Origin of the sequence: Leptospira ilyithenensis (assembly GCF_004771005.1) — a bacterium.
Lineage (GTDB): Bacteria > Spirochaetota > Leptospiria > Leptospirales > Leptospiraceae > Leptospira_A > Leptospira_A ilyithenensis.
The window spans coordinates 140855-163528 of record NZ_RQHV01000036.1 but is presented as its reverse complement, the minus strand read 5'-3'; the positions used below and the strand labels follow the sequence as shown (position 1 = coordinate 163528).

Sequence of the window (22674 nt, the reverse complement as noted above, 5' to 3'; positions counted from 1 at the left end):
GATTTTGTTTTTGGCGGATTTCGCAAGTAGATTCGAGATTTAAGCCTCTCTTAATTCAGAATAAACAAAAAAAGAAAGTATGCTAGCGAAGAGGAAAAAACCGCCCAAATAGGAGAATGCCTCTAAAATTCCGAAAGCATCTCCCAAAATGGCAGAGACCAATCCCGATACCGCAGGGGTAAACTGAAAACAAACTGTATAGAGGGAAAGAAGTCTCCCCCGCACCCGATCTTCCGCCCGTTTTTGCAAAATGGCAGGCAATAGACTGGAAAGTACTCCACCCGCAATCCCGAACAAAAATAAAGAAAAAGAAGTGATCCATGCTTTTTGAAATGGAAAAAATCCTATAAATAGAACCGAGGAAAAAATCAAAAGAGAAAGTAATATCTTACCTTTGTTCTCTCTTTTGTGAAGGATCATACTGAGGACTCCTCCGAAAAATAACCCGATCCCCAAAGGTGCCAATACTTTCCCTCGGGAAAATTCTCCCAAACCCAAAACATCTCTTACATATAGAGGAAGTAACACCTGGATAGGTCCAAGCGCAAGCATGGTGAGGATCGCAACATACATCACTTGCCTGGAAACGATATCATTCAAAAGAAAGTCCTTTACCTCGGAAAAATTAAAACGAATCCCTTCTATCTTATGAGTCACTTCCGTGATCCGAACAAAAATCAGTAAAAACATACTGAAAATATTCATGCTCCCCAAAAGCCCGAAGAGTTCCGAAAAACTAAAACTCTCTTTCAAAGAACCTATGATAAGCGGATTGATTCCGAAAAATAGAATCAATACCAGGTTGCCCGCGATCGTATGGAACACCAAACGATGATGAGGTGCAATATCCCGAAGAATTGCCATCCTTCCCGGTAGAACCGTAGTCATCGCAATTCCGTTCAAGAAGGCAACGGGAAGAAGAAAGATGGGATTCTGAGTCAGCCAATCTGCAAAATAAAAAACCAGGAATGCTGCCAGAACATGCAATGCCTGGAAAGAAAATAGAACCCATTTTTTAGAATAACGATCAAGTAAATATCCTGTTCCCAAAAATATCAAAGGAAACGGCAAAAATAGAAAAAAGAAAACGATGCCTGAAAACCCGTGAAAGGAAGGAAAACTTTGGCTAAAGATTACCAATGTATATAGAAAAGAACTCCCCGCAAGAGTTCCGATCCCGAAAGCCAAGTAAAAAAGAATTAGGTTCATTGCATCTAATTCTAGATTTCAAACTTTTATAACAACCGTTAAAAACAAAAAAGCCTCCGGTTTCGCGGAGGCTTTCAGAAAAAAGAGGAAAGAAAAAATCTTAACGTTTAGAGAATTGAGTTCCTCTTCTCGCTTTGCGTAGACCGTATTTTTTACGCTCCACCATACGATTGTCACGTGTAAGAAATCCTTCTTTTTTCAAAGCGGGTTTGAAAGCTTCGTTGAAAGCAACAAGGGCACGAGCCACAGCGTGACGAATCGCACCTACTTGTCCTACAACTCCACCACCGGATACGTTCAAAAGAATATCATATTTGTCACGAGCATCCAATGTAAATAGAGGCTCAAGTGCACGACGAACCAAATGTTCTCCGTTTTTGATGTATTCCGTTACATCTTTTTGATTTACGGTAATTTTACCGGAACCTGCGGAAATTCTTGCTCGTGCAACAGATGTTTTACGACGACCGACTGCCCAAATTGGTTTAGCTGCCATAGATTATTTTAACTCCAGTTTAAGAGGCTTTTGTGCGCTCAGGTTGTGCTCTGCGCCTGCAAACACTCTGCAATTGCGAAGCATTTGATCGCCTAACTTTGATTTAGGAAGCATACCTTTTACCGCTTCAGTGATGATTCTTTCGGGATTTTCTTGAATCAATTTATGAAAAGCAATCGCAGTCATACCGCCCGGGTAACGAGAGTGATGGTAGTAAATTTTTTGTTCGGATTTACGACCAGTCACTGCTACTTTAGAAGCATTGATGATAATGATATTGTCTCCGCAATCTTGATTGGGAGTAAATGTGGGTTTGTGTTTGCCTCTCAAACGAGTGGCAACTTGGCTAGCAAGGCGTCCAAGTGTTTTATCAGTAGCGTCCACAACAAACCACTGTTTTAATATTTCTTCTTTTTTCAAAGAAGGTGTCTTGTGGATTTTAGACAATAGTTCCATAGGTACGAGATTTTCCTCTTTTCTGTCAGGATTTTCGGTTTTCACGGCGGGTCAAACAAATTTATTGGGACTTACCCTTGAAAGAATCCGAGATCATTCACACCCTATTTCCGAAACAGGATTTCCCCGAAGATGATTGTTATTTTCTGGCACCCGATACCCTTGTCACCACAGATTCTTTGGTGGAAGGAACCCATTTCCTACACCAGTGGTCTTCGCCCGCTCAAATCGCAGAAAAACTAATTGAAGTCAATGTTTCCGACATCGCCGCTTCAGGCGGACTGCCCAATTTATGTTTTTTGAATCTGGGTTTGTCCAAACATTCGAAAGAGGCCGTTTGGGTGAAAGAATTCAGCAAAGCGCTTTTGAAACGATTGAAAAAATACAAAATGGATTTGGTCGGAGGAGACACTTTTTATTCCAAAACCACACATTTGACTTTGACAGTATTCGGCAAAACCTCCCGACCTTGGTTTCGAACCGGAGGAAAAGACGGAGATTATCTTTATCTGACAGGTTCCCTGGGCGATTCTCAATTAGGACTGAACATACTGAGCAAGGGAAAAGTTAGAGATCTAACCCGGTACAAAACTTCCTTGCGCAAGCACCTTAGTCCCAAATCCAAAATAGAATTAGTTCCTCATTTGCAAAAATATGCAATCCACGCTTGCATGGATATCACTGACGGACTCATCCAAGACAGTCTTAGATTGTCTCTTGCTTCCCGGGGGAAATTGGAAATTCATATGGAAAATTTACCTGTTGCCCCGCTCATTCGAAAGGAACTGGGATGGGACGGTGCATTGTCTTCCGGAGAAGAATTGGAACTTTTGTTTCTGTCTCCTGCCGAATTGCCTTCGAAAATCGAAGGAGTTTCCATCTCCAAAATAGGGAGGTTTTCCGCTTCTCGCAAAATAGAAGTTACCTATCTGCTTGGCGGTTCAGTCTATGTTCCTAAAAAATTAGGTTTTTTACATTTCAAAAGCTAGAGATAGGAGAAAGGATTATTTCGAAATTTTGATTTTGTTTTGAAACAAAATCCCCCTCTGTTTGATACCAGAGAGAGGATTTGTTTGATTTCAAACAAACAGTTGTTTGTCTGATTAGATACTAATTGTCTTCATCGTCACTCGGTTTCTCAGGGCGACGCGGATTTTGGTCTCTAGGGGAATCAGAATCGGGTTGGTTTTGATTTCCCCTGGACTCGGAATCCGAACCTTGGTCCCCGTTCGGGTTTCTTCCCGGATGAGGTCCTCGTCCTCCTCTCATTTTTTTGCGAGGCGGGCGTTTCTTTTCTTTTTTACGGTTTTGTTGGCCAAACTGATGGGAATCAGGTTTCGGTCTTTGGCGTAAAGAGATCTCCCAAAAGAAAGCGGATTGAACTGCGGCTTCGTTGTTTTCGGAAAGAGCGACAATCTTGTACACCATAAATGCGTCGTAGAAGTAGTCTTTCTTTTTAAAGAAAGTATTTTGCCTTTCCCTTTCATCGTCTGTCACGAGAAATCTAGGTTGGCTGATAAACACCTTCACCAGATTGTCCTGTTCCCGTTTGGGAATTCCCATTCTCTCAAACACCGGTTGAAGTGCGTCTTTGATATTATGGGCAAGATGTCCTTCGTCGGAAGAAAAGATGTCACTGACCAGATCATAAAAAATCAACGAGTAGAAGATGGCAGGAGTCATCTCTTCTCTAGCAGATAACAACTGATCAGTGATGACCAAACGTTTTCCGAGAGGAGTTTCGAGAAAATGTTCTCTCCATTCCGGATCGTTTTTTTTCAGTTTATCCACTAGCTCTTTGAATAGAACTTCAAAGAGAAAATTTTCAGCTAAGCCTTCGAAGATTTGGGAAGTTTTCCAAGTACGGAACATCTTATTGTATTCTTCAAGAAGCCTTGCAGAAGAGGATTTCTCCATTTCCAGGCGGTTCTTTTTAATAGCAAGTTTTGTCTTCTTTTCAATATCTAACCCGAGTAATACGGAGAACTTTACAGCTCTGAGCATTCTGACCGGATCTTCTTTGAAAGAAATGTCAGGATCGCCGATCACTCGGACGATTTTTTTTTGGATGTCATCAAACCCGCCGACGTAATCCAGTATGGAATCGTTTTTTGGGTCGTAGAACAATGAATTGATGGTAAAGTCGCGTCTAGCGGCGTCTTCCTTTGCGGTCCCGAAGGAATTGTCTCTTTTGATTAAGTAATCGTTTTCAGCCTTGTGTTTTTCCAATCTATGTTCGGGTAGGGAACGGAAAGTGGAAACTTCAATGATCTTACCCTTAAAAATGATGTGTACAATTTTAAATCTTTTGCCAATGATCCGGCAATTATTGAACACTCTTTTGATTTGGTTGGGTGTGGCACTAGTCACAATATCAAAATCTTTTGGGCGTTTACCCATGAGGAGATCACGCACTCCTCCACCTACCAAATACGCCTTATAGCGAAATTTGTTCAGACGGTTGATAATTTTTATGGCATCTTCATCAATGTTTGTACGGCGGATGGAATGTGTCTCTCGGTAGTATCTCTTTCCCTCGGGATACATCAAAAAGGAATCGACAGAGTCGGCTTTCTTTCGGAAAAGAGATGTGAGAAATTTAAACATATTCGATTCGTCCACTTTCCCCCAAAAAATGGCTCGGGCAAGTTAAAAATTGGCAGTTTAACCGACATTGGAAGAAACTTACTCAACAACCACTTACGAAAGGCTCCTCATATCCCAATTGAGGTGGAAAAAGCGTATTTTGAAGCTTTTGGACAAGGGAAAACGAAAAGTCAGTTTTGTACTGATCCCTAATAACGAAAAAGCACTCTTTCAGGTGGAAATTTCTCTGGGGATGCTCGTTTTTCTCTCCGCACTCTCCTCAGCCCTTATAGGACTTTCCCTAGTTTTTTTAGTTTATTTTTCTTTTATCTACCAACCAAACCTCTCTTTGGAAAAACGAACGGAAACCCAACTTACTTCTTTTCTATTTTATGACCTGCTTTCCCAAGATTTGACGGAATCGGTCCAGGATCTGGAAGGCGCGACAGAAGATTTAAACCTGTTAGCTTGGGATCAGATTCCTGAAAAAGAAATGATCACCCAGGATTATCTTTTGAAAGTAGAATTTGAAAAAGATGAAACCCAATTGGATTCCAATTTGAATCTTTATAAAGAAGTGGTCACCACCTACGAAGAGTTTGGTGTTCGTTTAGGAAATTTGGTTCCTAATTTCCAAAATGCAATCGATTACCTTTCCATGAGAGAAAGTATTTTTTATTCGATGCCAAGGGGAAGACCCTTAAAACCGGGGGTAGGAGTTGTGACTTCCACATTCGGATACAGAAGCGATCCGTTTGGAATTTTACCTGTGGGAGAATACCATTCGGGGATTGATTTTGCTGCCGGCGAGGGAACCCCGATTTATGCGACGGGCCCGGGAGTGATCGGAGATGTGGACGCTGCTGCAGGAGGCTTGGGACGTTCCGTACGGATCAATCACGAGAATGGATTCTTTACTCTCTACGGTCACTGCTCTCAAGTTTTGGTATCGCCCGGAGACAGAGTGAAACGCGGAGACAAAATCGCGTTAGTCGGTCAAACGGGAAAGGCAACCGGGGCGCACATTCATTATGAAGTGCGTATCGGTCTGGATGCGCCTCTGGACCCGGAAGAATTTATCAACCTGGACTGATTAGTTAACTGTCGCTAGGTCCAATGTTCGGTGGGAGCGATCGGTTTTCCTTGTTTTTCCAAGAAGCGATCCAGTTGGCGGATCCGTTTATGGTCCGGTGATAATTTTCTAGCTTCTCCCAGGATCACGTTAGCTCGATTCCAGTTTTTGAGTTTGATATGGATGAAAGTTAAATTGAGAAGTACCTTTAGATTGTCAGGCTCTCTCAAACGAACTCTTTCCGCCATATCTGCAGAATCATTCCAATCTCCCATATGATACTTGTTTAACGAAGCAAGAAACAATGCCCTGGTTTCTTCCGGGAAATACTTGCCGATTTCCTCACAAACTTGAAGGGATTCTTTGAAGAGTTTCTTTTTATGCAACGCCACCGCGTCTTTCCACATAGGACGAAGGTCCAGTGAAATTGAGTGTTCGGGACAATACTCGATCCGAAGAAGAGAAAGATCGTCCGTGAGATCTCCGAATTTTTGAATGTGCTCGGCTATATTGTTAAGATTACCATCCCCTTTTTCCACAAATTGTAAAAACTTGGTTTCATCTTCGTTGATGATCCTTTTGTTTTCCCCTTCCGTTCCGATAAGCAGATCGTCTCTTCCGTCAGAGCCCGAAATCAAAATATCTCCCGGTTTCATTGCAAAGATACGAACACTTAGATTTCCTTCGGTAATCCGAATCCCCAGTTTACGAAGCTGCATTTCCTGGTCTAAAAATTCAGCGATTCCGTCTCTGTATAGTACCAGGCTCGGATGTTCCGCATTAATATAATAAACAGTCCCGGTGGAATCGTCCACCAAACCAAGAACAAGTGATACGAGCATGCTTCCGTCGAATGTTTCAAAAACTTTTTGTAATTCTAAAAATGAATTTTTAAGCCACCTTTCCGGATAAACATTGGAAGTAAGCGTGGACATCTTGGTTCGTTCCACTATGGCTGCAAAGACGGAACCGAGTACAAGAACCCCACCCGCTCCCTGGATGGATTTTCCCATAGCGTCTGCATTTACAAAGACGGTATAATTTTTATTTTTTAAAATCACCGAATGGGTAACGCAAAGGTCCCCTCCTATCTCGGAATTCCATTGTTTGAATTGAAATTTCTTTTTCTGTTGAATGAGGAATTCGATTTTAACGTCTTGGTTTTTCGAAAGATTAGAACCTAACGGGCGGAGAAGAAGCGAAGTAAGAAAATAGTCTCCGTCCTGTTGTGCTTTCAATTCTTGGATGCTATCCAGACTTTTGGAAAGCTCTTTGGTTCGTTCGACTACTTTTTGTTCGAGCGTCGCATTCAAAATTTCCGTTTGTCTGTGCAATTCGGTGAATTTATCCGCAAGGACAGTGGCAATTCCCAACATGTAAATAAAGAAGGAATACTTTGAGATGGCAATCCCTGTATTAAAAACAACCGAATCGAGAATATCGAACATTGCTGTCAGAATCAATACAATCGACCCGAATAGAAGATTTTTCGAATAACTTGCGTTTGTTTTCACTCCCTTGTAAAGCAAATACACTACAGCAGGCAAAACGAAAAAGACTGCTGAAAGCTGCCATAAGCGAAGTATATATTCACAAATATATAAAGGAGGAAAAATACTGATGAAAGCTAAACTTACGTTGAAATAGAATAAGGTTTTTAAGTAACGGTTTACAGAACTAAAGTAAAGATAGGAAAAAAATAGATAATAACAGGAAACGAAAAGATAGAGAATAATAAGTTCTGTTTTTTGGGTGATTTCTGAATCCAAGCCCAGTTCAAAGATCTCATTGGTTCTTGTAAAAAAATAAATCCCTGCGCCAATTGCAAATCCGCAAAAAAACAAATTATGCAATTCCTTTCTTCTTTTGAGAAATAGAAAAAAATGATATAAACCTATGGCGATATAAACTGCAATCAATCCGAGAGAAGTTCGATCTTGGGTTTTATATTTCAAATCGTCGTAATATCCGATTTCATAACCTCTCGTTAGATAGAGCCCTGTGTGGTCATACCTGGGATCGCCTACTACATGCAATACGAGAAGGTTGTCTTTTGGTTTCAGAAATTTTTTAGGAAGATGATATACTTGGCCACGGATGGTTCTATGAAAAAGAATTTGTCCTTTTTCGAAAATCCCGTCAGAGGTAATTTTCCAACCATTGATATAAATTGTGAAAACTTCACCGATTTCCCCCATCCTAATCCCCATTTGAGTTTCGTTTTCGAAATATTCATTTGGCACATCAAACAGGGTAAGAAGTGTATAATTTGCAGTGGATTCCGAAGAAGGATAAAATTGGTTTAGCCAAATAGGAAACGTTCTGACCTCTTTCCAATCCTTGGATCCATCCATTCCTGGAGTAAAATCAGACTTTAGATAGTTCTTGTGGAAGTCATTTTTGATATTCCAAATTCGGCCTTCGCAACTTTTTTCCGAACATAGTTCAGACAAATTGATTGGCTCTATGGCGGAAATAGCAAAAGAGGAAAATAAGTAGAGTAAAAAGAAAATGAGAAAGCGTAGTTTCAGCATGGGAATTGTTTCTTGTTATGGAAATGTGAACCAGAGTCAAACTAAATTCTATTTTAAGATAGCAAGATCCGATGATAGGTCTTGTGATTGATCGGATAGGTGCGATCTTGAGGATCAATCATATAATGTCACGAGAGCAACTAACATAAATTAAATCGTCCTAGGATAAATACTAAAGAAAACCAGGATTATAATCTGTAAATCAGACGAACTCGAAAGAAACTGCCTGGCCAGGAAGGTTTTGTAGTGAGGGTGAGTTTGAGCCGGGGGAGGAGGGCTAGAGGTCTAACCATCCCCATCTCTCCCAAAACCTCCCCCCACCCAATCTCATCCATCTCCAGCATATATGAAAACAACCAACATTTCGAAACGCCAAGATAAGTCGCTATCACACCAAATTCAATTAAATCCACCTCCCTAACCTTTACCCCGATTCTTTTCAATTTCAAACCTTCCGACTGATAAGCTCGATTCACCGAAGTAACCCTTACCCCGCGACAATGCACTGTAGACTCCGCATAATTTCGCAAAAGCGAACGAAATGCCTGTGCAAAGGTTCGATTTCGGACCAAAGATTCCAATTTCATTTGAAGATGAGCAGGCACTAGGAACATTGCACCGATAGAAGTATATCGATCCATTTTTGAAACATTGTTGTAAACGTTGATACAGATCGGATGACTGAGATGAGTTGGTTTTTTAGCCATATAAAGCTATATAGTTACAAAACTAATCCGTCTGGTTCGAAAAAGTTTGAATTTCCCCCTTTTCAGATCTAATTTAAAAGAAAGTTTGAATCCCTTTCTTTTAAATTCTCCTTTTCACTCTCCCCTATCCTTTCTAGCTTATTCCTATGATTGATCGAATTCCAATACCTAACCCATTCGGATGGGAAGGACTTTCCACTTTTAGCCTTCTGATGATGTTGGCATTTCTTGTCGGTTCTTATGCTTTACCGAAAGAATTAGCTAGAAAAAAACTAGACCCAAGCCATTCCGATTGGTTGATATTTCTTGGAATTTTAGGCACTTTAATCGGTGCAAAAGTGTTTTTTATTTTTGAAATTTGGGACCAGATTTTTGTAAATGTTCCCGGATACGAAGGCAGATTTATTTATCCTCTCACTCATTGGAATGGATTTCCGGGCCAGCCCGGACTTTGGTCTTCCTTGTTTAGCGGAGGGGGATTGGTATTTTTCGGAGGCTTACTTTTCGGAATGACCTTCATCATACTTTATTTCAAATACTTCAAACTGGATACTGCAGCATATCTGGATGCGGTCATCCCGTCCGTTAGCATCGGCTATGCGATCGGCAGATTGGGATGTTTTATCAGCGGAGACGGATGTTACGGATTTGCAACGGACGCGAACATTCCTTTTTTCGTTTTTAATTTCCATGGCGCCCACCCTTCCGGTGTTCCCGTCTGGAATACTCCGGTCATGGAATCAATTATGGCATTCGTATATTTTGCTTATTTCCAATATTGGGCCCGTTACCAAAATTTTAAGAAATTAAGCATCGGAGCTCAGTTTCTAATCATCCATGGAATTGCCCGACTCTCTATCGAATTTTTACGAGTAAACAAAGCGGTTTTCCCGTTTATCGACCCGCCTAATATGGTAAATATTCCCGACGCAAGTGGCAATCCTACCTTTCTGACAGGATACTATTGGCATGGATTCTCCCAATCTCAATATATATCTCTTGCATTGATAATTGCAGGTGTGATAATGATGGTTCGAGGAAAACTCTGGCAAAAAGAGGCACAACCCGCATGACTTCCTATCCATTTTTCGAAATCGAACAAGAAAGAAATGTTGCAATTGTTTACTTAAACAAACCTGAAAAAAGAAACGCAATGGATTGGTCTTTCTGGAGAGACCTGCCTACAGTCATTGATGGGATCAATCGGGATCCGTCCGTACATTGTTTCATGATCGCCGGAAAAGGAAAATCCTTTTCCACGGGACTTGATTTGGACAATTTTTTTACAGAATTCAGTTCTGTCGTACAAGGAGAGTTAGGTGACAATCGTGAAAAGTTGTATCACCTGATTTTAACCATGCAGAAAGGGATCAATGCGGTTTATGATTCTCCCAAACCTTCGGTTTCCATTATTCAAAAACATTGTATAGGAGGAGGTTTGGATCTGATCTCTGCAACTGATATTCGTTATGCGTCATCAGATGCGGCTTTTTCCTTACGGGAAGCAAAAGTGGGAATCGTTGCCGATATGGGATCTCTTCAAAGACTGCCTGACATAATTGGACAGGGAAATACCAGAGAGCTTGCACTGACGGGCAAAGACATTGATGCTTTGGAAGCACTGAGAATGGGCCTTGTTACAAAAGTCCTTCCCGATTTCGATTCGTTACTCAAAGAAGGAAAAAATACTGCGCATGAAATTGCAGAAAACCCTACTCTGGTAATTCGTGGCGTAAAACAAGTCTTAAACTATGGAGTAGGTAAATCCCTACCCGACACTTTGAATTACGTTGCGGTATGGAATTCCAGCATGTTGGATTCCAAAGACTTTCGTTCCGCTATCCAAGGCTTCCGAGAAAGGAAAAGACCTACATTCAATCTTGAAACAAGAAGGTTGAACGATTAACAGTAAATGTCTAGGAGCCTTTGGGGAGAAACTTGCGCTGTTATTTTCTCTTCAACGGCCATTTTCATCAGTTTTTCGGACAATTCGCTATTCTGTTTAAAAATCTCTTTCGGTAAATTCGTAACACTCTGGAGGCTAATTGCATTGTTGATCATATATCCCCCTCCTATTTGGGTTCTATACTCCCCAGTCTTAAGTTCGACAGTATCCCGAAAACCTTGAGTCATTTCTAGAAAAAATGAATTATTTTTTTACACTGATTCGGGAGGCAAAAGAAAGGGAGGAAGAGAAAGAATTCACCAAGGCTTTCAATTTATACACTCAGAGCGAGCAACATACCCAGAGCCAAGCCTCCCTGATTAAAATTAAAGCGAAAAAAGCCTGGTGTTTGCATTCTGTCGGCAATCCCAAAGAAACCGACTCCCTATTCCAGGAAATCCTTGCCTCGTTCCCCAAGGCTCCATTAAGTACTGTCGTATATTCTAAATATCTAATTAAGACAAAGCGTTATAAAGCGGCAAAAAACCTACTCGCAAAGGGAATAGAAGAATTTCCCACTTACTTGGAAAATTACCTGATCCTTGCCTCTCTCTTAAAAGATACGGAAAGATCCGAAGAAGCTATTGAAATTCTGAAGCTCGCTCTTTCCCAGGATGAACTAACCCGGGCAAGAGGGATCGACAGAAAGGATATCTGGGCGGAACTAGGCTCTCTCTATTTTTCCAGAGGAGATTTTAACTCATCGCTCGCTTGTTTAAAAAAATCATTGAAGATGTCGAGAGCAGAAGACTTTCTTCACTACGATGTACTCTCTCTGTGTTACCTTGAGTTGGAAGACCCCGATAATGCGCTGAAAAGCATTCATTACTTTCTGGAATACAGAGGAGAGATAGATCCGGACATCCTCTTGATATTGGCACGAGCTCAATGCAGACTTGGATTAATCGATGAGGCGGCACAGAATCTGATTCAAGCCTACTCTTACGAAGATTCTTTATCTTTGAAAGCCCATGATTTCATTGACTTTGCTCCGTTACTCAGAAATGGTTTTTTTACAACTTTAGAAAATATAGAATGGGAAGATGAATAATACAATTCCAAAGAGTCTGGACGAAGCACTTCAAATCATAAAAAGTTCGGTTATTTTAGAAAGAGAATTAGAGCGAAATTTATTTCAAGAAGAAAAATCAAATCTCAAAAACAACATCAAAGGGTTATCCGTTGAAGACCACTTATATATAACAGGCGATATATGGAGAATTTCCTTGTCTGTTTCGGGCACGATCACACATAAATCCTGGTTGAGACAAGGTGTTCCCGCTCTACTGGAAAAAGAGGATTTTTCACTTGTCGTACAAGTTTACCAAGTAAAGGAAAAATATATCGTATTACAATACAAAGGTGAAATAGAAGTTCCCGAAGAAAACTCATTCACTCTTTCCCCTTGGTATTCCGAGTCAACCTACGATGCTTACTTGGAAGCAATTGACACGCTAATCCAAAAAAAAGACAAACGAGCGCGTGACCTACTCTCTTGGATTTTAGGCTTTCATAAAAATGAAAAGCCGAGCCCGCCCAAACTTAAAAACATAATTTCTTATTCTGAAAAATTATTGGATATCAACGATTACTGTTTTTTATACGGACCACCTGGCACTGGTAAAACGACGGTTCTAGCAGAATCCATTCAAAAGTGGAAAGCGCAAGGAAAATCGATTCTAGCTCTTGCTCCCACCAATTTTGCGACTGATTATCTGGTAGAAAAAACCGCAAGTATGGGGCTAAGGCCACTGCGTTTGGGAAATTCCGCAAAAATCAAAGAGTCCGTCCATGATTATTTATTGGATACCGCTCTTGAAGAATCCGAAGAACAAAAACAAATCAACATTTGGCGGAAAGAATGGCAAAACCTGAAAAAGAAAGCGTTCGCCTGGAAAAGAAATTTTGGTGCGGAAGAAAGAGAAGAAAGGAAACAACTCCAGAAAGAAGCAAAAGAACTTATTAAATTGATCGGCAGCTCCCAAAAAAGAGTGAAAGAAAGAATCATCGCAAACGCCGATCTGGTAGTATCGACGTTTCTAGGTGCTTGGAATTTTTTTGAGGAAGGTAAAAAGTTCGACATAGTAGTTGTAGACGAATCTACACAGGCTTGGGAAAGCGCCTGTTATATGGCAATCCTTATGGGAGAGACAATCATCTTCGCAGGTGATCCGAAACAGCTTCCTCCGACTTTCCTGGATGCAGATACTTCTCAAACAAAATCATTTCTGGAAAAAGGGATTGAAGGGGATGACGGGACAAGAACCGTATTTTTAGAAACACAATACCGGATGCATAATGATATTTTGACCTTTTCCAACCGGGAATTTTATGATTCCAAGGTGATCACAAGTGATACCCTCTCTCCTTCGGAGAGTTCAAATATCAAATCCGTCTTAGGCTCTGACAAAAATATTTTTTGGATTGATACAGCAGGCTCGGATGCATCGGAAGAAACCGGAGAAGAAGACGAATCCACATACAATACAACGGAAGCGGATTTGATTCTGGAACTTCTAAAAAATGATATCAACAAATCCTCCATTGCGATTCTTTCCCCTTATCGTGCGCAGATTGATTTGATCAAAGAGAAAATAAACAAGGAATTCACGAATATGGCAAACCTTCCTTTGGTTCAAACCATTGATTCTTTTCAAGGAAGGGAAGCTGACACAATCATTCTATCCTTTGTCAGGACGAACGAAGAGGGAGAAATAGGCTTTTTAAAAGACTACCGAAGACTTAATGTGGGGCTAACAAGAGCTAAATCAACTCTCATCCTGGTAGGAGACAGTGTCACTTTAAGTTCGGATAAAGTATACTCAAGATTATTTGAAACGGTTCAAATCATAGGGGAACATAGAACTATTTTTGAATTTTTATACTGATTCTGCTGATATAGATAATCGAAGCAAACGCTCCCGCAACCAAAAGCAGCAGATAAGATATGACTACAAACAACCATTGCAACCAAACAAAAGGAAATGATAGAAAAAAAAATGTCAGGGGCATGCCTAAAATGGTAAACGTAAAGCCAGCAAAATAAAAAAGCAGAAAATCATACTTCAACTTATACTTTGTAGCTAAAATAAAATGAACCAACCAATAAAAAGGAAAGACGGCCAAAGTAAGAACGGGATGAAAAAGTATAAAATAAAGCAACACAGTTTTACTCGGATATTTTTGTAATAAAAATTCTTTTTGAAATTAAAATTCCGATCAGAGGGCAAAAAAATAAAATCATCCAAAAGACAATTGCAGTTTGCAAGTGTAATGCAATACTTAGATAAAAACAGAAAGAACCGACAACTACCGAAAAAGGAAGAGCAAAGCAAAAAGAAGGAAAAAAGAAAAACCGTAAGTCGTATTTGGAAAGTTTTATAATTAAAAATAGAACAAAGTATGAAAGTAAAAAAACGAAAAAAGTAACATACGGAAGTAAAAGATAAATCCCGAACAATGCCATGGTTTCATTATGTGAAGAATTCATAAAACAACCCACTTTGAATCATCTAATGAATACATAAGGCGAAAGGCTCCGTCGGCACCGGGTGGAACATCTTCTATCTCTTCAAAATCGAAATCAACAACAGTCTCAGCATTTTCTTTTACGGAACTGGTTACTAAAATATCCCAAGCTTTTGCTGTGTCCTCTCCCAACTTGGAAGCCGCATTCACTTCAGATCCGAAAACATCAGTATCTCCGATCTTCAAAATCTTTCCGTATCCCAAACCAACGCATAACAGAATCTGTTCCTCAGCCAGCTTACCTTCGTTATACTTTTTTACGGTTTTCTGCATCTGGATGGCACACTGAATTGCCTTATTCGTATTTCGAAATAAAACCAAAAAGCTATCACCCTCGTCTTTCAATAAAATCCCATCGTATTCATCCAATACTGGAATTAGAATCCTTTGAGATTCATAGATTGTTTGCAAAAAATGAATAATCCCGAATTGGGCAACTCCACGGGAAAAACCAGACAGATCCGTAAACATTACACACCAAGTTTCACCAAAAAGATCCCAAATCCGATTGTCTATAATGGTTTGATTCGCACCTGATTTCAGTCTTTCTTCTAAAAGTTTTTCGAGTCTTTCTTCCGAGGCAGAAGTGGCAATAGTACGTTTTTGACCCATAATGTGAAACTATATCATTTCAAAATTTTAGATTGTCAAAGTAAATTTTTTATTAAAACTGAAGGCTGATAAATGGATCATCCGAAGCCAAAGACATTTGAAGAAGCTCTGGATCGAATCGCAGCCCTAGAAAAAGAAATTAGTAATAGTAAACTATTTCAGATTTCGGAAGAGCGATATCGCAAGATGTTCGAGCTTGATACGGACGCGATCGTTGTATTTGACCCAATCAGTGGTTTCTTTGTAGAAGCAAATCCGAGCGCATGTGATTTTTTCCGATATAATAAAAATGAATTACTCGGAATGACACCTTATAGCCTTAGTCCCGAATACCAACCGGATGGCCAACACTCAAAAGAAGCTGCCATGTTCTATATTATGGAAACGATCAAAACAGGTGCCTGCATCTTTGATTGGACACATAAGGATAAATTCGGTGAGGCCATTCCTTGCGAGATCCATACTATTGCTCTTCCTTATTTTGACGGTAGTTTGCATGTAAGAGGGCTGATTAAGGATAAAAGAAAAGTTTTGGAATTGGAAAAACAAATCATAAAAAACAAAGATTTGATTACCAGGATTACCGAAACCCTTCCGGGCATTTTATATATTTTAAATTTAGAAGAAAGCTCCTATACTTATTTTAATAATAATTTTGAAAACCTACTCGGCTATCAGGAAACTGAATTTTCTTCCTTCAATTCGACCGACTTGCTTAATTCCCATATCCATCCGGAAGATACGGACAATTTAAGAGAACATTTGCAAATCATATTAAACAATCCAAATATACATTCGAAAGAATTGGAATTCCGTTTAAGAAAAAAAACAGGCGAATATCTTTGGCTGCATACTTGGGAGACCGTTTTCAGATTAAACAAAACAACAGGGAAAGTGGAAGAAATTTTGGGAATCGCACAGGATGTAACGAAACTTAAACAACAGGAAATCTATCTAAAAGAAAACGATTTTCGTTTCAAAACTATAGCGGAACAAACAGGTCTCATCGTTTATGAATATGATATCCCGTCAGGAAAGATATACTGGGAAGGTGCCATTAAAGAAGTATTAGGTTATACAAAAATGGAATTCGATCCGGATATCTCCGGCTGGGAAAAATTAATCCACCCTGATGATCTTTTTCGGGTTCAGAAAAATCTTGAATCTTCCATTCAAAACGAGATCTCCTTTAAAGACACATATAGATTTAAAACCAAAGCCGGAAATTATATCGACATTAATGAAAGAGGTGTCTATGTAAAAGGAGATCATTTTCATTCTACCAGAATGTTCGGAGTTTTGGAAGACGTGACTGCCAAAAGATTAGCCGAAGAAGAAATAAGAAGGAGCGAAGAAAGATTCAGAATCGTTGCAGAACAAACCGGTCAAATGTTATATGAAGTCGATATGACCACTGAAAATATAATCTGGGCAGGTGCCATAACGAAAGTTACAGGGTATTCGGAGGAAGAATTTAAAGTTTTCAATCTGACAGAATGGTTCAATTCGATTCACCCGGATGAAAGAGAAAATTCCAAATTACTTTATGAATCGGCAAAAATCGGATCCGGAATATACAACGATATTTACCGTTTCCGCAGAAAAGACGGAAGCTATATCTATCTGGAAGACAGAGGAACTTTTCTAAAGAATGATTTCGGGAAAATCACTCATATGTTCGGAGTCATGGAAGATGTTAACGAAAAACGTCTTTATGAAGAAGAACTTAAATCGAGCGAAGAGAGATTTCGAACTTTTTATCAACTGACAAACGAACCTGTGCTAATCATTGATCCTTCCGACGGGAAAATTTTAGACACAAACCCAGCATTACATACGTTATTTGAGTTTGAAAAACACGAAATATTGGGATACTCCCTAGATAAATTGTTTTCCAGACCGTCACTCATCAAAGATCTTACTGTAAATCTTGATGATTCCGTAGTTCCTATTTCGGTCGAAGGAATTACAATAAACGGCAAAAGGATTCCCCTGCTCGTTTCAGGCAGGCTTTTTATTATAGGAAAACAGGAAAGATTTCTACTTTCCGTATTGGATCTTTCTTCACTGAAGGAAGCGGAAACACTTAGGCGCGCGATACAAGACATTGAAGAGAGGAACCGTTTGATCCAAGATCAGAAAGCAGAACTCGAATTTGCAATCGATACTTTGAAAAAGACTCAAAACAAATTGATACTCTCCGAAAAGATGGCATCTCTTGGACAATTGATTGCGGGTATTGCACATGAAATCAACAATCCTATCGGAGCGATGAAAGCCTCTAGCGAGCTCATCCAAGATAGCTTGGAAAATCTTCAGTCCAATTTACATCACTTCATTCAATTATTCAAAGCTTCACCGGAAAATATATTGGAAGAAGTGAAGGAATGGATTCAAGTTTCATCTCGTCTGGATAATATGCGGCATGGGATGGAAGCGCGTAAGCTCAAAAAAAACCTAACGGAAGAATTGAATCTCTTAAATGTAAAAAATCCTTCTTATATCGCCGATGAAATTGTTGATATGGGCATTCAGGACAGTCTGGATCAAATCAAATCATTTACGAAGTATCAGGATTTTTACGAGATTTTTACCTTTGGAATGTATCATATACGGTCTTTTCAACATTTGAATTCCATTCGGGAGTCCATAGGTCGCATTGCAAAGATCGTATATGCTTTAAAAAACTTTTCTCACATTGATATTTCAGGAATGAAAACACTTACAAATATTGTAAAAAACCTGGAAACAGTATTAACAATCCATCAAAACCAATTGAAAAAAGGAATAGAAGTCATTAAAGAATTCGAAGATTGTCCGGATATTCCATGTTATGCGGATGACTTGATGCAAGCTTGGACAAATCTCATCTTCAACGCGATCCAGGCGATGAATTACAAAGGAACCTTGACGATTAAAATCAAAAATATGGAAAACTATATTACTGTTTCCATAAAAGATACCGGGTTCGGGATTCCGCTTGAAATACAACCCCGCATCTTCGAGCCATTTTTCACAACAAAGGCACCCGGAGAAGGAAGCGGGCTCGGGCTCGATATCGTCAAAAGAGTAATAGAAAAACACGAAGGAGAAATTCGTTTTCTCACTTCCAAAAACGGAACTGAGTTTCAAATCTTCCTTCCTAAATAAAAAGCCCAAGGGAAACCTCGGGCTTTTCTAAAAACGGAATTTTGAATGATTCGTTTAGTTTTGTTTCAGAATGTTTTTATTCACGTATTCGGCTTCTTCCAAACCTTTAGTAAGTTCCGCCAAAGGAATTTTATCCTTCGGAAGATCTTTCAAAGTTCCATACTCATAACCTTTCGGATAATGTTCTTTATCGCTCGGGTCGTAGAAAAATTTGTAATCTTTCACAAGGTTTTTAGAATAACGCCATACGCTTTGCTCCGGATCCTGGTTCACTATGAAACATTTCGGGCTCATATAACCGTCGTTTTTTGCAGTTTGCACACGGATAAAGTATCTTGGGGCCCATACGTTATGGTTTCTGTTTTCAAAAACTTTTACAACGGTTCCTACTGGAACAAATTCAACCACATTGGATTTATCATCCGCTTCCGCATACAACGGAACCGTAAAATCCAGTGTTGCTTTATTTGTTTTTGCATCGCAAAGCTTATGCCAAGCGACCTGCGCATTATGAGAACAATTTACAAAAGCTGCTAAACCGAGAATACTAATTAGGATTGTCTTTTTCATATTCATTTACCTATTGATTGTGGTGTAGACATTCGTCTAACCTTGGATCGCCGACCGGAATCAAACTGTGTTTTTCCAATTTTTTAAAGACAAAAAGTCCGAAAAGTCCGATCGTTCCGATGGTTGCTCCCAGAGCCAATCCGAAGTGAACGAATGAGAATTTTTCAAAACTGGCAGGGAAAACCAACCAGAATAATTCAAAAAATTGAACTGCGAAAATCCAGATCGCCATCTTCCATAGAAAATCCAAATCACGTTTGTTAGGACGGTTCAAAAGTAGTAAGAATGGAATTACAAATTTTACAAAAGGAAGTAAAAGAGTACTATATCCCCATCCGCCAGTGAGTCTCATCTCATAGAAAAAAGTTTCTTCCGGGATGTTTGCATACCAGATCAGCATAAATTGAGAAAATCCTACATAAGCCCAGAAAGTAGTCATACCAAGTAGAAATTTTGCAATATCATGGTAATGGTTTTCATTCACAGCTCCTCCATAGAAGCCGTTCTTTTTCAAAATCGCAATTACCAGCAAGTAGGAAGCAAGACTGGTTTGGAAAGCACCTGCAAATGTATAAACCCCGAACATAGTGGAAAACCAGTGAGGAGAAAGGGACATGAGAAGATCAAATGCAAACAAACACCAGGAAAGTGCAAAGAAAATAATGAACCCGCCGGAAAACTTGGCAAGTGTCTTTGTAGTTCCGACTTCTTTGTCTTTATCTTGTCCGACAGATTTGCTATGAAAGATATAAGCAAACACTGTCCATACGATTAGAAAAAGAACAATCCGAATGATAAACGCAGTCGGATTCAAATATCCGCTTTTGTGATGAATCAAATGGTCTTTTTCACGAACCGTAGCATCCGCCCATTCATACAGATCATGCATTCCGAAAAGAACACCGATGAGAAGAACTCCCAAGACCGGTACGAATAATCCGTAAGTTTCGAAAAGACGTCTTACCGTCACAGACCATTGAGATCCTGTTAGATGTTGGATCGCCGTAAAGAAGATCCCGGTAATAGCAAGTCCTGCAACAAAATAAATTGCTACGAGAAGTGCGTGATAACCCAGGTTAGTATGGTGAAAATGACCTGCTTCATCCATATGACGGGATGTTTCATGACCATAACCAAGAAAGGATACAAGTAGACTCACTACCCCGATTCCAATCATTGCGATCAAAGCGTTTCGCAAATTGGCAGGGAGCTTGAATTGTAAAAGTTTTTCGTCTAGTTTAGCTGTTTTGTGTGCGCTCATCGTTTCCCCTAGTTTGCCTGGCTCAGCTTTTGATTCTTGGCTTCGAACTCTTGCAATTTACGAATGTAAGCAATGAGTTTCCAACGATCTTCCGGTTCGATTTGGAAAGCATAACTTCCCATAAGACCACGACCCATAGTGATGATATGATAAATTTGTCCGTCAGACCAGGAACGAATTTTATCCGAAGTTACAGGAGGAGGAGATTGAGCAAACCTTGGATAAGGACCAACTACGTTTCCGTTACCTGCCCCTCGAACCCCGTGGCAAGGAGAACAGTAGGTTTGGTATCTCTTTTCACCTAACATCAAATCACCTAAATTCGCTTTTGCGATCGGGTTTTTCAATCCTTTGTCGGGGTTCGTAAGATTGTCCGGAGTTGCGACAGCAGTATAAGGATAAGGGAAATATCCTACAGGAATCGCGCCTTTGGGAGGAATACGGGATGCCGCTCCGTTTCTGGAAAACGAATCCGCTTCTTGGGATTCTCTTGCAGGAGAATCATACATATTGGGAAAATATTCCCAAACTGGTGTCTTGTATTCGCAGTTCGCTAAAGAAAGAAGTGCTAATGCGAATAACAAACGTACAATGATATTTTTCATCTATTTGTTCTCCGATTTTACAACAGTCACTTCCGTGCCGCCGAGCCCTTTGATAAAGGACACAACTTCCGATTCATTATAACCCTTTGCATGTTTCGGAATCCAAAGTGCAAATTTATGAGAAGTGATGTCTTTATGAAGAATTCTTCTATTTGCCTTAGGAAGACCCGAAAGAAAAAAGAGTGCCACAACGGTGTAGATACCTGCTGCGAAAACGGTTAATTCGAAAATGATGGGAACATAGGCAAACCATGCATTCAAAGACTTACCGGCGATATTCAAAGGCCAGTCGTGTGCGTGCGTTAGGTATTGAAATAAAATACCGATCGTGCATCCGAAAATCCCCGCAAAAAAAGTGATCCAAGGAAGTCCTGATCTAGGTGTTCCCATAGCTTCGTCTATTCCGTGAACAGGATAAGGAAGCAGGCAATCAAAACCTTCGTAGTTTTTTTCCTTGGTTTTTTCCGCTGCATGAATGATCGCATCGGGAGTGTCGAAGAGGCCGAAAACCCCTTCGTCCATCTCTTTATATTTATGAAATTGTTCTAGTTTAGGAAGATACATATTAGTGATGTGCTCCTTCTTTTGCAGGCATAACCGTTTTTACTTCCGCAATCGCAATCACCGGCATGATTCGGCACCACATCAGAAATAATGTGAAGAAGATACCGAAAGTTCCGATTAACATTGCATAGTCGAAAAGAGTCGGAGTATACATTGCCCAACTGGACGGTAAAAAGTCGCGGTTGAGTGTCATCATGATCACGAATCTTTCAAACCACATCCCCACGTTTACTACAAGAGATGCGATAAACATCACAGGGATATTGTAACGGAGTTTTCTGAACCAGAACACTTGCGGACTGAGAACGTTACAGGAAATCATAATGAAGTATGCCCAACCGTAAGGACCGAACGCTCTGTTCCAGAAAGCAAATCCTTCGTATTCGTTACCGGAATACCAAGCGATGAAAAACTCTGTTCCGTAAGCAAGACCTACGATCAGACCGGTAACCATCATGATTTTGTTCATGTTGTCCAAGTGTTTTCCGGTGATGTAGTTCTTAAGATTGAACACTTCCCGAGCGATTACCATGAGAGTTACCACCATGGCAAAACCGGAAAAGATCGCACCGGCAACAAAGTACGGTGGGAAGATGGTAGTATGCCAACCAGGCAAAATGGAAACTGCGAAGTCAAAAGATACGATTGTGTGAACCGAGAGAACGAGAGGAGTGGAAAGTGCCGCAAGTACCATACATACGATTTCCATATGAGACCAAGCGCGAGCCGAACCTACCCAACCGAAAGAAAGAACATTATAAAGAGCCTTTCTCCAGGTTTCAGTTGCTCTATCTCTGAGAGAAGCAAGGTCGGGAATGAGTCCGATGTACCAGAACACCACTGAGATGGAAAGGTAAGTCGAAACTGCAAATGTATCCCAAATCAGAGGAGACCGGAAGTTCACCCAAAGAGGTCCTCTTTCATTCGGATAAGGGAAAAGCCAGAATCCTACCCAAGGACGACCTACGTGAAGAATCAAGTTGGATGCGGCAACAAGAACGGCAAAAATCGTCATCGCTTCCGCAGCTCTGTTGATCCCTGTTCTCCAACCTTGGCGGAAAAGGAATAATACCGCAGAAATCAAAGTTCCTGCGTGACCGATACCAATCCAGAATACGAAGTTTACTACAAAAAATCCCCAACCAACCGGGTTGTTGATCCCGAGCAGGTAAAGACCTTCATAAAATAAATAACCGATGATGGCAACGTCGATGAGTGTGATCGTTGCTACCAAAGAGAAAGTATTCCACCACAGTTTTGTGGGGAAATCTTCACTTGGTTTGGCGATATCAGATGTTACATCTTTGATACTTTTCCCGCCTGTCACCAGGTCGGGGATGTCCAATTTATCTCGAACTGCTTGTGCTATTGACATAAAC

General features: G+C 40.2%; 21 protein-coding genes. 7 read left to right on the top strand and 14 right to left on the bottom strand.

Features of this window, described 5'->3' with window-relative positions; genetic code table 11:
- Positions 1 to 39 precede the first annotated feature (39 nt).
- The 3 genes from EHS11_RS05525 to rplM form a co-directional block, all read right to left on the bottom strand.
- The gene (locus tag EHS11_RS05525; protein ID WP_135763409.1) at positions 40 to 1209 is read right to left on the bottom strand and encodes an MFS transporter; all 1170 of its coding nucleotides are present in this window, start codon (positions 1207 to 1209) and stop codon (positions 40 to 42) included.
- Positions 1210 to 1309: 100 nt separating this feature from the next.
- Complete coding sequence (gene rpsI, locus EHS11_RS05520; protein ID WP_109018837.1) at positions 1310 to 1705, bottom strand: 30S ribosomal protein S9; 396 nt, start codon at positions 1703 to 1705, stop codon at positions 1310 to 1312.
- Between the two features lie 3 nt (positions 1706 to 1708).
- Positions 1709 to 2161, bottom strand: coding sequence for a 50S ribosomal protein L13 (gene rplM / locus EHS11_RS05515; RefSeq protein ID WP_135763408.1), 453 nt, complete (start codon positions 2159 to 2161; stop codon positions 1709 to 1711).
- 77 nt (positions 2162 to 2238) lie between these two features.
- Between rplM and thiL the strand changes: the two genes are divergently transcribed.
- Entirely contained in the window at positions 2239 to 3150 is a 912-nt protein-coding gene (thiL, locus tag EHS11_RS05510) for a thiamine-phosphate kinase (protein ID WP_135763407.1), read from the top strand.
- A gap of 121 nt (positions 3151 to 3271) precedes the next feature.
- On the opposite strand, the gene pcnB is transcribed toward thiL, so the two are convergent.
- Positions 3272 to 4768 carry a polynucleotide adenylyltransferase PcnB gene (pcnB, locus tag EHS11_RS05505; RefSeq protein WP_135763406.1) on the bottom strand — a complete coding sequence of 499 codons (1497 nt, stop codon included), beginning with the start codon at positions 4766 to 4768 and terminating at the stop codon, positions 3272 to 3274.
- A 67-nt stretch (positions 4769 to 4835) separates the two neighbouring features.
- On the opposite strand from pcnB, the gene EHS11_RS05500 reads away from it, so the two are divergent.
- Positions 4836 to 5840 carry a M23 family metallopeptidase gene (locus tag EHS11_RS05500; protein WP_135763405.1) on the top strand — a complete coding sequence of 335 codons (1005 nt, stop codon included), beginning with the start codon at positions 4836 to 4838 and terminating at the stop codon, positions 5838 to 5840.
- A gap of 14 nt (positions 5841 to 5854) precedes the next feature.
- On the opposite strand, the gene EHS11_RS05495 is transcribed toward EHS11_RS05500, so the two are convergent.
- Both EHS11_RS05495 and EHS11_RS05490 read right to left on the bottom strand, forming a co-directional pair.
- Positions 5855 to 8173 carry a SpoIIE family protein phosphatase gene (locus tag EHS11_RS05495; protein WP_167884359.1) on the bottom strand — a complete coding sequence of 773 codons (2319 nt, stop codon included), beginning with the start codon at positions 8171 to 8173 and terminating at the stop codon, positions 5855 to 5857.
- 368 nt (positions 8174 to 8541) lie between these two features.
- Positions 8542 to 9060 (bottom strand): DUF1564 family protein, encoded by a 519-nt coding sequence (locus tag EHS11_RS05490; protein ID WP_135763403.1) that lies wholly within the window; start codon positions 9058 to 9060, stop codon positions 8542 to 8544.
- A 146-nt stretch (positions 9061 to 9206) separates the two neighbouring features.
- Here EHS11_RS05490 and EHS11_RS05485 point away from each other — a divergent pair, with 146 nt between their 5' ends.
- The 4 genes from EHS11_RS05485 to EHS11_RS05470 all read left to right on the top strand — a co-directional run bounded on the left by EHS11_RS05485 (position 9207) and on the right by EHS11_RS05470 (position 13893).
- Positions 9207 to 10133, top strand: a complete 927-nt coding sequence (locus tag EHS11_RS05485; protein WP_135763402.1) for a prolipoprotein diacylglyceryl transferase — start codon at positions 9207 to 9209, stop codon at positions 10131 to 10133.
- Positions 10130 to 10966: a crotonase/enoyl-CoA hydratase family protein gene (locus EHS11_RS05480; protein ID WP_135763401.1), complete on the top strand. Its 837-nt coding sequence runs from the start codon at positions 10130 to 10132 to the stop codon at positions 10964 to 10966. Before EHS11_RS05485 ends, EHS11_RS05480 begins: the two co-directional genes overlap by 4 nt.
- Before the next feature lie 238 nt (positions 10967 to 11204).
- Entirely contained in the window at positions 11205 to 12056 is an 852-nt protein-coding gene (locus EHS11_RS05475) for a tetratricopeptide repeat protein (RefSeq protein WP_135763400.1), read from the top strand.
- Positions 12049 to 13893, top strand: coding sequence for an AAA domain-containing protein (locus EHS11_RS05470; RefSeq protein ID WP_135763399.1), 1845 nt, complete (start codon positions 12049 to 12051; stop codon positions 13891 to 13893). Before EHS11_RS05475 ends, EHS11_RS05470 begins: the two co-directional genes overlap by 8 nt.
- Here the strand turns inward: EHS11_RS05470 and EHS11_RS05465 are convergent.
- Genes EHS11_RS05465 through EHS11_RS05455 form a run of 3 tightly spaced genes read right to left on the bottom strand, consistent with a single transcriptional unit; the run spans position 13871 to position 15145 of the window.
- Positions 13871 to 14170 carry a hypothetical protein gene (locus EHS11_RS05465; RefSeq protein ID WP_135763398.1) on the bottom strand — a complete coding sequence of 100 codons (300 nt, stop codon included), beginning with the start codon at positions 14168 to 14170 and terminating at the stop codon, positions 13871 to 13873. The two genes, EHS11_RS05470 and EHS11_RS05465, sit on opposite strands and share 23 nt — an antisense overlap.
- A 4-nt stretch (positions 14171 to 14174) precedes the next feature.
- On the bottom strand, positions 14175 to 14495 hold the full coding sequence (locus EHS11_RS05460) for a hypothetical protein (RefSeq protein ID WP_135763397.1): 321 nt from the start codon (positions 14493 to 14495) through the stop codon (positions 14175 to 14177).
- Entirely contained in the window at positions 14492 to 15145 is a 654-nt protein-coding gene (locus EHS11_RS05455; RefSeq protein WP_135763396.1) for an adenylate/guanylate cyclase domain-containing protein, read from the bottom strand. Before EHS11_RS05455 ends, EHS11_RS05460 begins: the two co-directional genes overlap by 4 nt.
- Positions 15146 to 15217: 72 nt before the next feature.
- Here EHS11_RS05455 and EHS11_RS05450 point away from each other — a divergent pair, with 72 nt between their 5' ends.
- Positions 15218 to 18295: a PAS domain S-box protein gene (locus tag EHS11_RS05450; RefSeq protein WP_135763395.1), complete on the top strand. Its 3078-nt coding sequence runs from the start codon at positions 15218 to 15220 to the stop codon at positions 18293 to 18295.
- A 54-nt stretch (positions 18296 to 18349) separates the two neighbouring features.
- On the opposite strand, the gene EHS11_RS05445 is transcribed toward EHS11_RS05450, so the two are convergent.
- The 5 genes from EHS11_RS05445 to nrfD are packed head-to-tail and all read right to left on the bottom strand — an operon-like array spanning position 18350 to position 22670.
- Positions 18350 to 18865, bottom strand: coding sequence for an Lsa16 family lipoprotein adhesin (locus EHS11_RS05445; RefSeq protein ID WP_135763394.1), 516 nt, complete (start codon positions 18863 to 18865; stop codon positions 18350 to 18352).
- 10 nt (positions 18866 to 18875) lie between these two features.
- On the bottom strand, positions 18876 to 20126 hold the full coding sequence (locus EHS11_RS05440) for a hypothetical protein (RefSeq protein WP_135763393.1): 1251 nt from the start codon (positions 20124 to 20126) through the stop codon (positions 18876 to 18878).
- An 8-nt stretch (positions 20127 to 20134) separates the two neighbouring features.
- On the bottom strand, positions 20135 to 20731 hold the full coding sequence (locus tag EHS11_RS05435; protein WP_135763392.1) for a c-type cytochrome: 597 nt from the start codon (positions 20729 to 20731) through the stop codon (positions 20135 to 20137).
- Positions 20732 to 21295: a DUF3341 domain-containing protein gene (locus tag EHS11_RS05430; protein ID WP_135763391.1), complete on the bottom strand. Its 564-nt coding sequence runs from the start codon at positions 21293 to 21295 to the stop codon at positions 20732 to 20734.
- 1 nt (position 21296) lies between these two features.
- A complete protein-coding gene (gene nrfD / locus EHS11_RS05425; RefSeq protein WP_135763390.1) occupies positions 21297 to 22670 on the bottom strand; it encodes an NrfD/PsrC family molybdoenzyme membrane anchor subunit in 1374 nt (457 codons plus the stop codon).
- Between the last annotated feature and the right edge of the window lie 4 nt (positions 22671 to 22674).

What these genes read in the sequence shown, in the direction of transcription:
- EHS11_RS05525 (WP_135763409.1), bottom strand. Translation starts at nt 1,209, where the DNA reads ATGAACCTAATTCTTTTTTACTTGGCTTTCGGGATCGGAACTCTTGCG.
- rpsI (WP_109018837.1), bottom strand. Translation starts at nt 1,705, where the DNA reads ATGGCAGCTAAACCAATTTGGGCAGTCGGTCGTCGTAAAACATCTGTT.
- rplM (WP_135763408.1), bottom strand. Translation starts at nt 2,161, where the DNA reads ATGGAACTATTGTCTAAAATCCACAAGACACCTTCTTTGAAAAAAGAA.
- pcnB (WP_135763406.1), bottom strand. Translation starts at nt 4,768, where the DNA reads ATGTTTAAATTTCTCACATCTCTTTTCCGAAAGAAAGCCGACTCTGTC.
- EHS11_RS05495 (WP_167884359.1), bottom strand. Translation starts at nt 8,173, where the DNA reads ATGGATGGATCCAAGGATTGGAAAGAGGTCAGAACGTTTCCTATTTGG.
- EHS11_RS05490 (WP_135763403.1), bottom strand. Translation starts at nt 9,060, where the DNA reads ATGGCTAAAAAACCAACTCATCTCAGTCATCCGATCTGTATCAACGTT.
- EHS11_RS05485 (WP_135763402.1), top strand. Translation starts at nt 9,207, where the DNA reads ATGATTGATCGAATTCCAATACCTAACCCATTCGGATGGGAAGGACTT.
- EHS11_RS05480 (WP_135763401.1), top strand. Translation starts at nt 10,130, where the DNA reads ATGACTTCCTATCCATTTTTCGAAATCGAACAAGAAAGAAATGTTGCA.
- EHS11_RS05475 (WP_135763400.1), top strand. Translation starts at nt 11,205, where the DNA reads ATGAATTATTTTTTTACACTGATTCGGGAGGCAAAAGAAAGGGAGGAA.
- EHS11_RS05470 (WP_135763399.1), top strand. Translation starts at nt 12,049, where the DNA reads ATGAATAATACAATTCCAAAGAGTCTGGACGAAGCACTTCAAATCATA.
- EHS11_RS05460 (WP_135763397.1), bottom strand. Translation starts at nt 14,495, where the DNA reads ATGAATTCTTCACATAATGAAACCATGGCATTGTTCGGGATTTATCTT.
- EHS11_RS05455 (WP_135763396.1), bottom strand. Translation starts at nt 15,145, where the DNA reads ATGGGTCAAAAACGTACTATTGCCACTTCTGCCTCGGAAGAAAGACTC.
- EHS11_RS05450 (WP_135763395.1), top strand. Translation starts at nt 15,218, where the DNA reads ATGGATCATCCGAAGCCAAAGACATTTGAAGAAGCTCTGGATCGAATC.
- EHS11_RS05445 (WP_135763394.1), bottom strand. Translation starts at nt 18,865, where the DNA reads ATGAAAAAGACAATCCTAATTAGTATTCTCGGTTTAGCAGCTTTTGTA.
- EHS11_RS05440 (WP_135763393.1), bottom strand. Translation starts at nt 20,126, where the DNA reads ATGAGCGCACACAAAACAGCTAAACTAGACGAAAAACTTTTACAATTC.
- EHS11_RS05435 (WP_135763392.1), bottom strand. Translation starts at nt 20,731, where the DNA reads ATGAAAAATATCATTGTACGTTTGTTATTCGCATTAGCACTTCTTTCT.
- EHS11_RS05430 (WP_135763391.1), bottom strand. Translation starts at nt 21,295, where the DNA reads ATGTATCTTCCTAAACTAGAACAATTTCATAAATATAAAGAGATGGAC.
- nrfD (WP_135763390.1), bottom strand. Translation starts at nt 22,670, where the DNA reads ATGTCAATAGCACAAGCAGTTCGAGATAAATTGGACATCCCCGACCTG.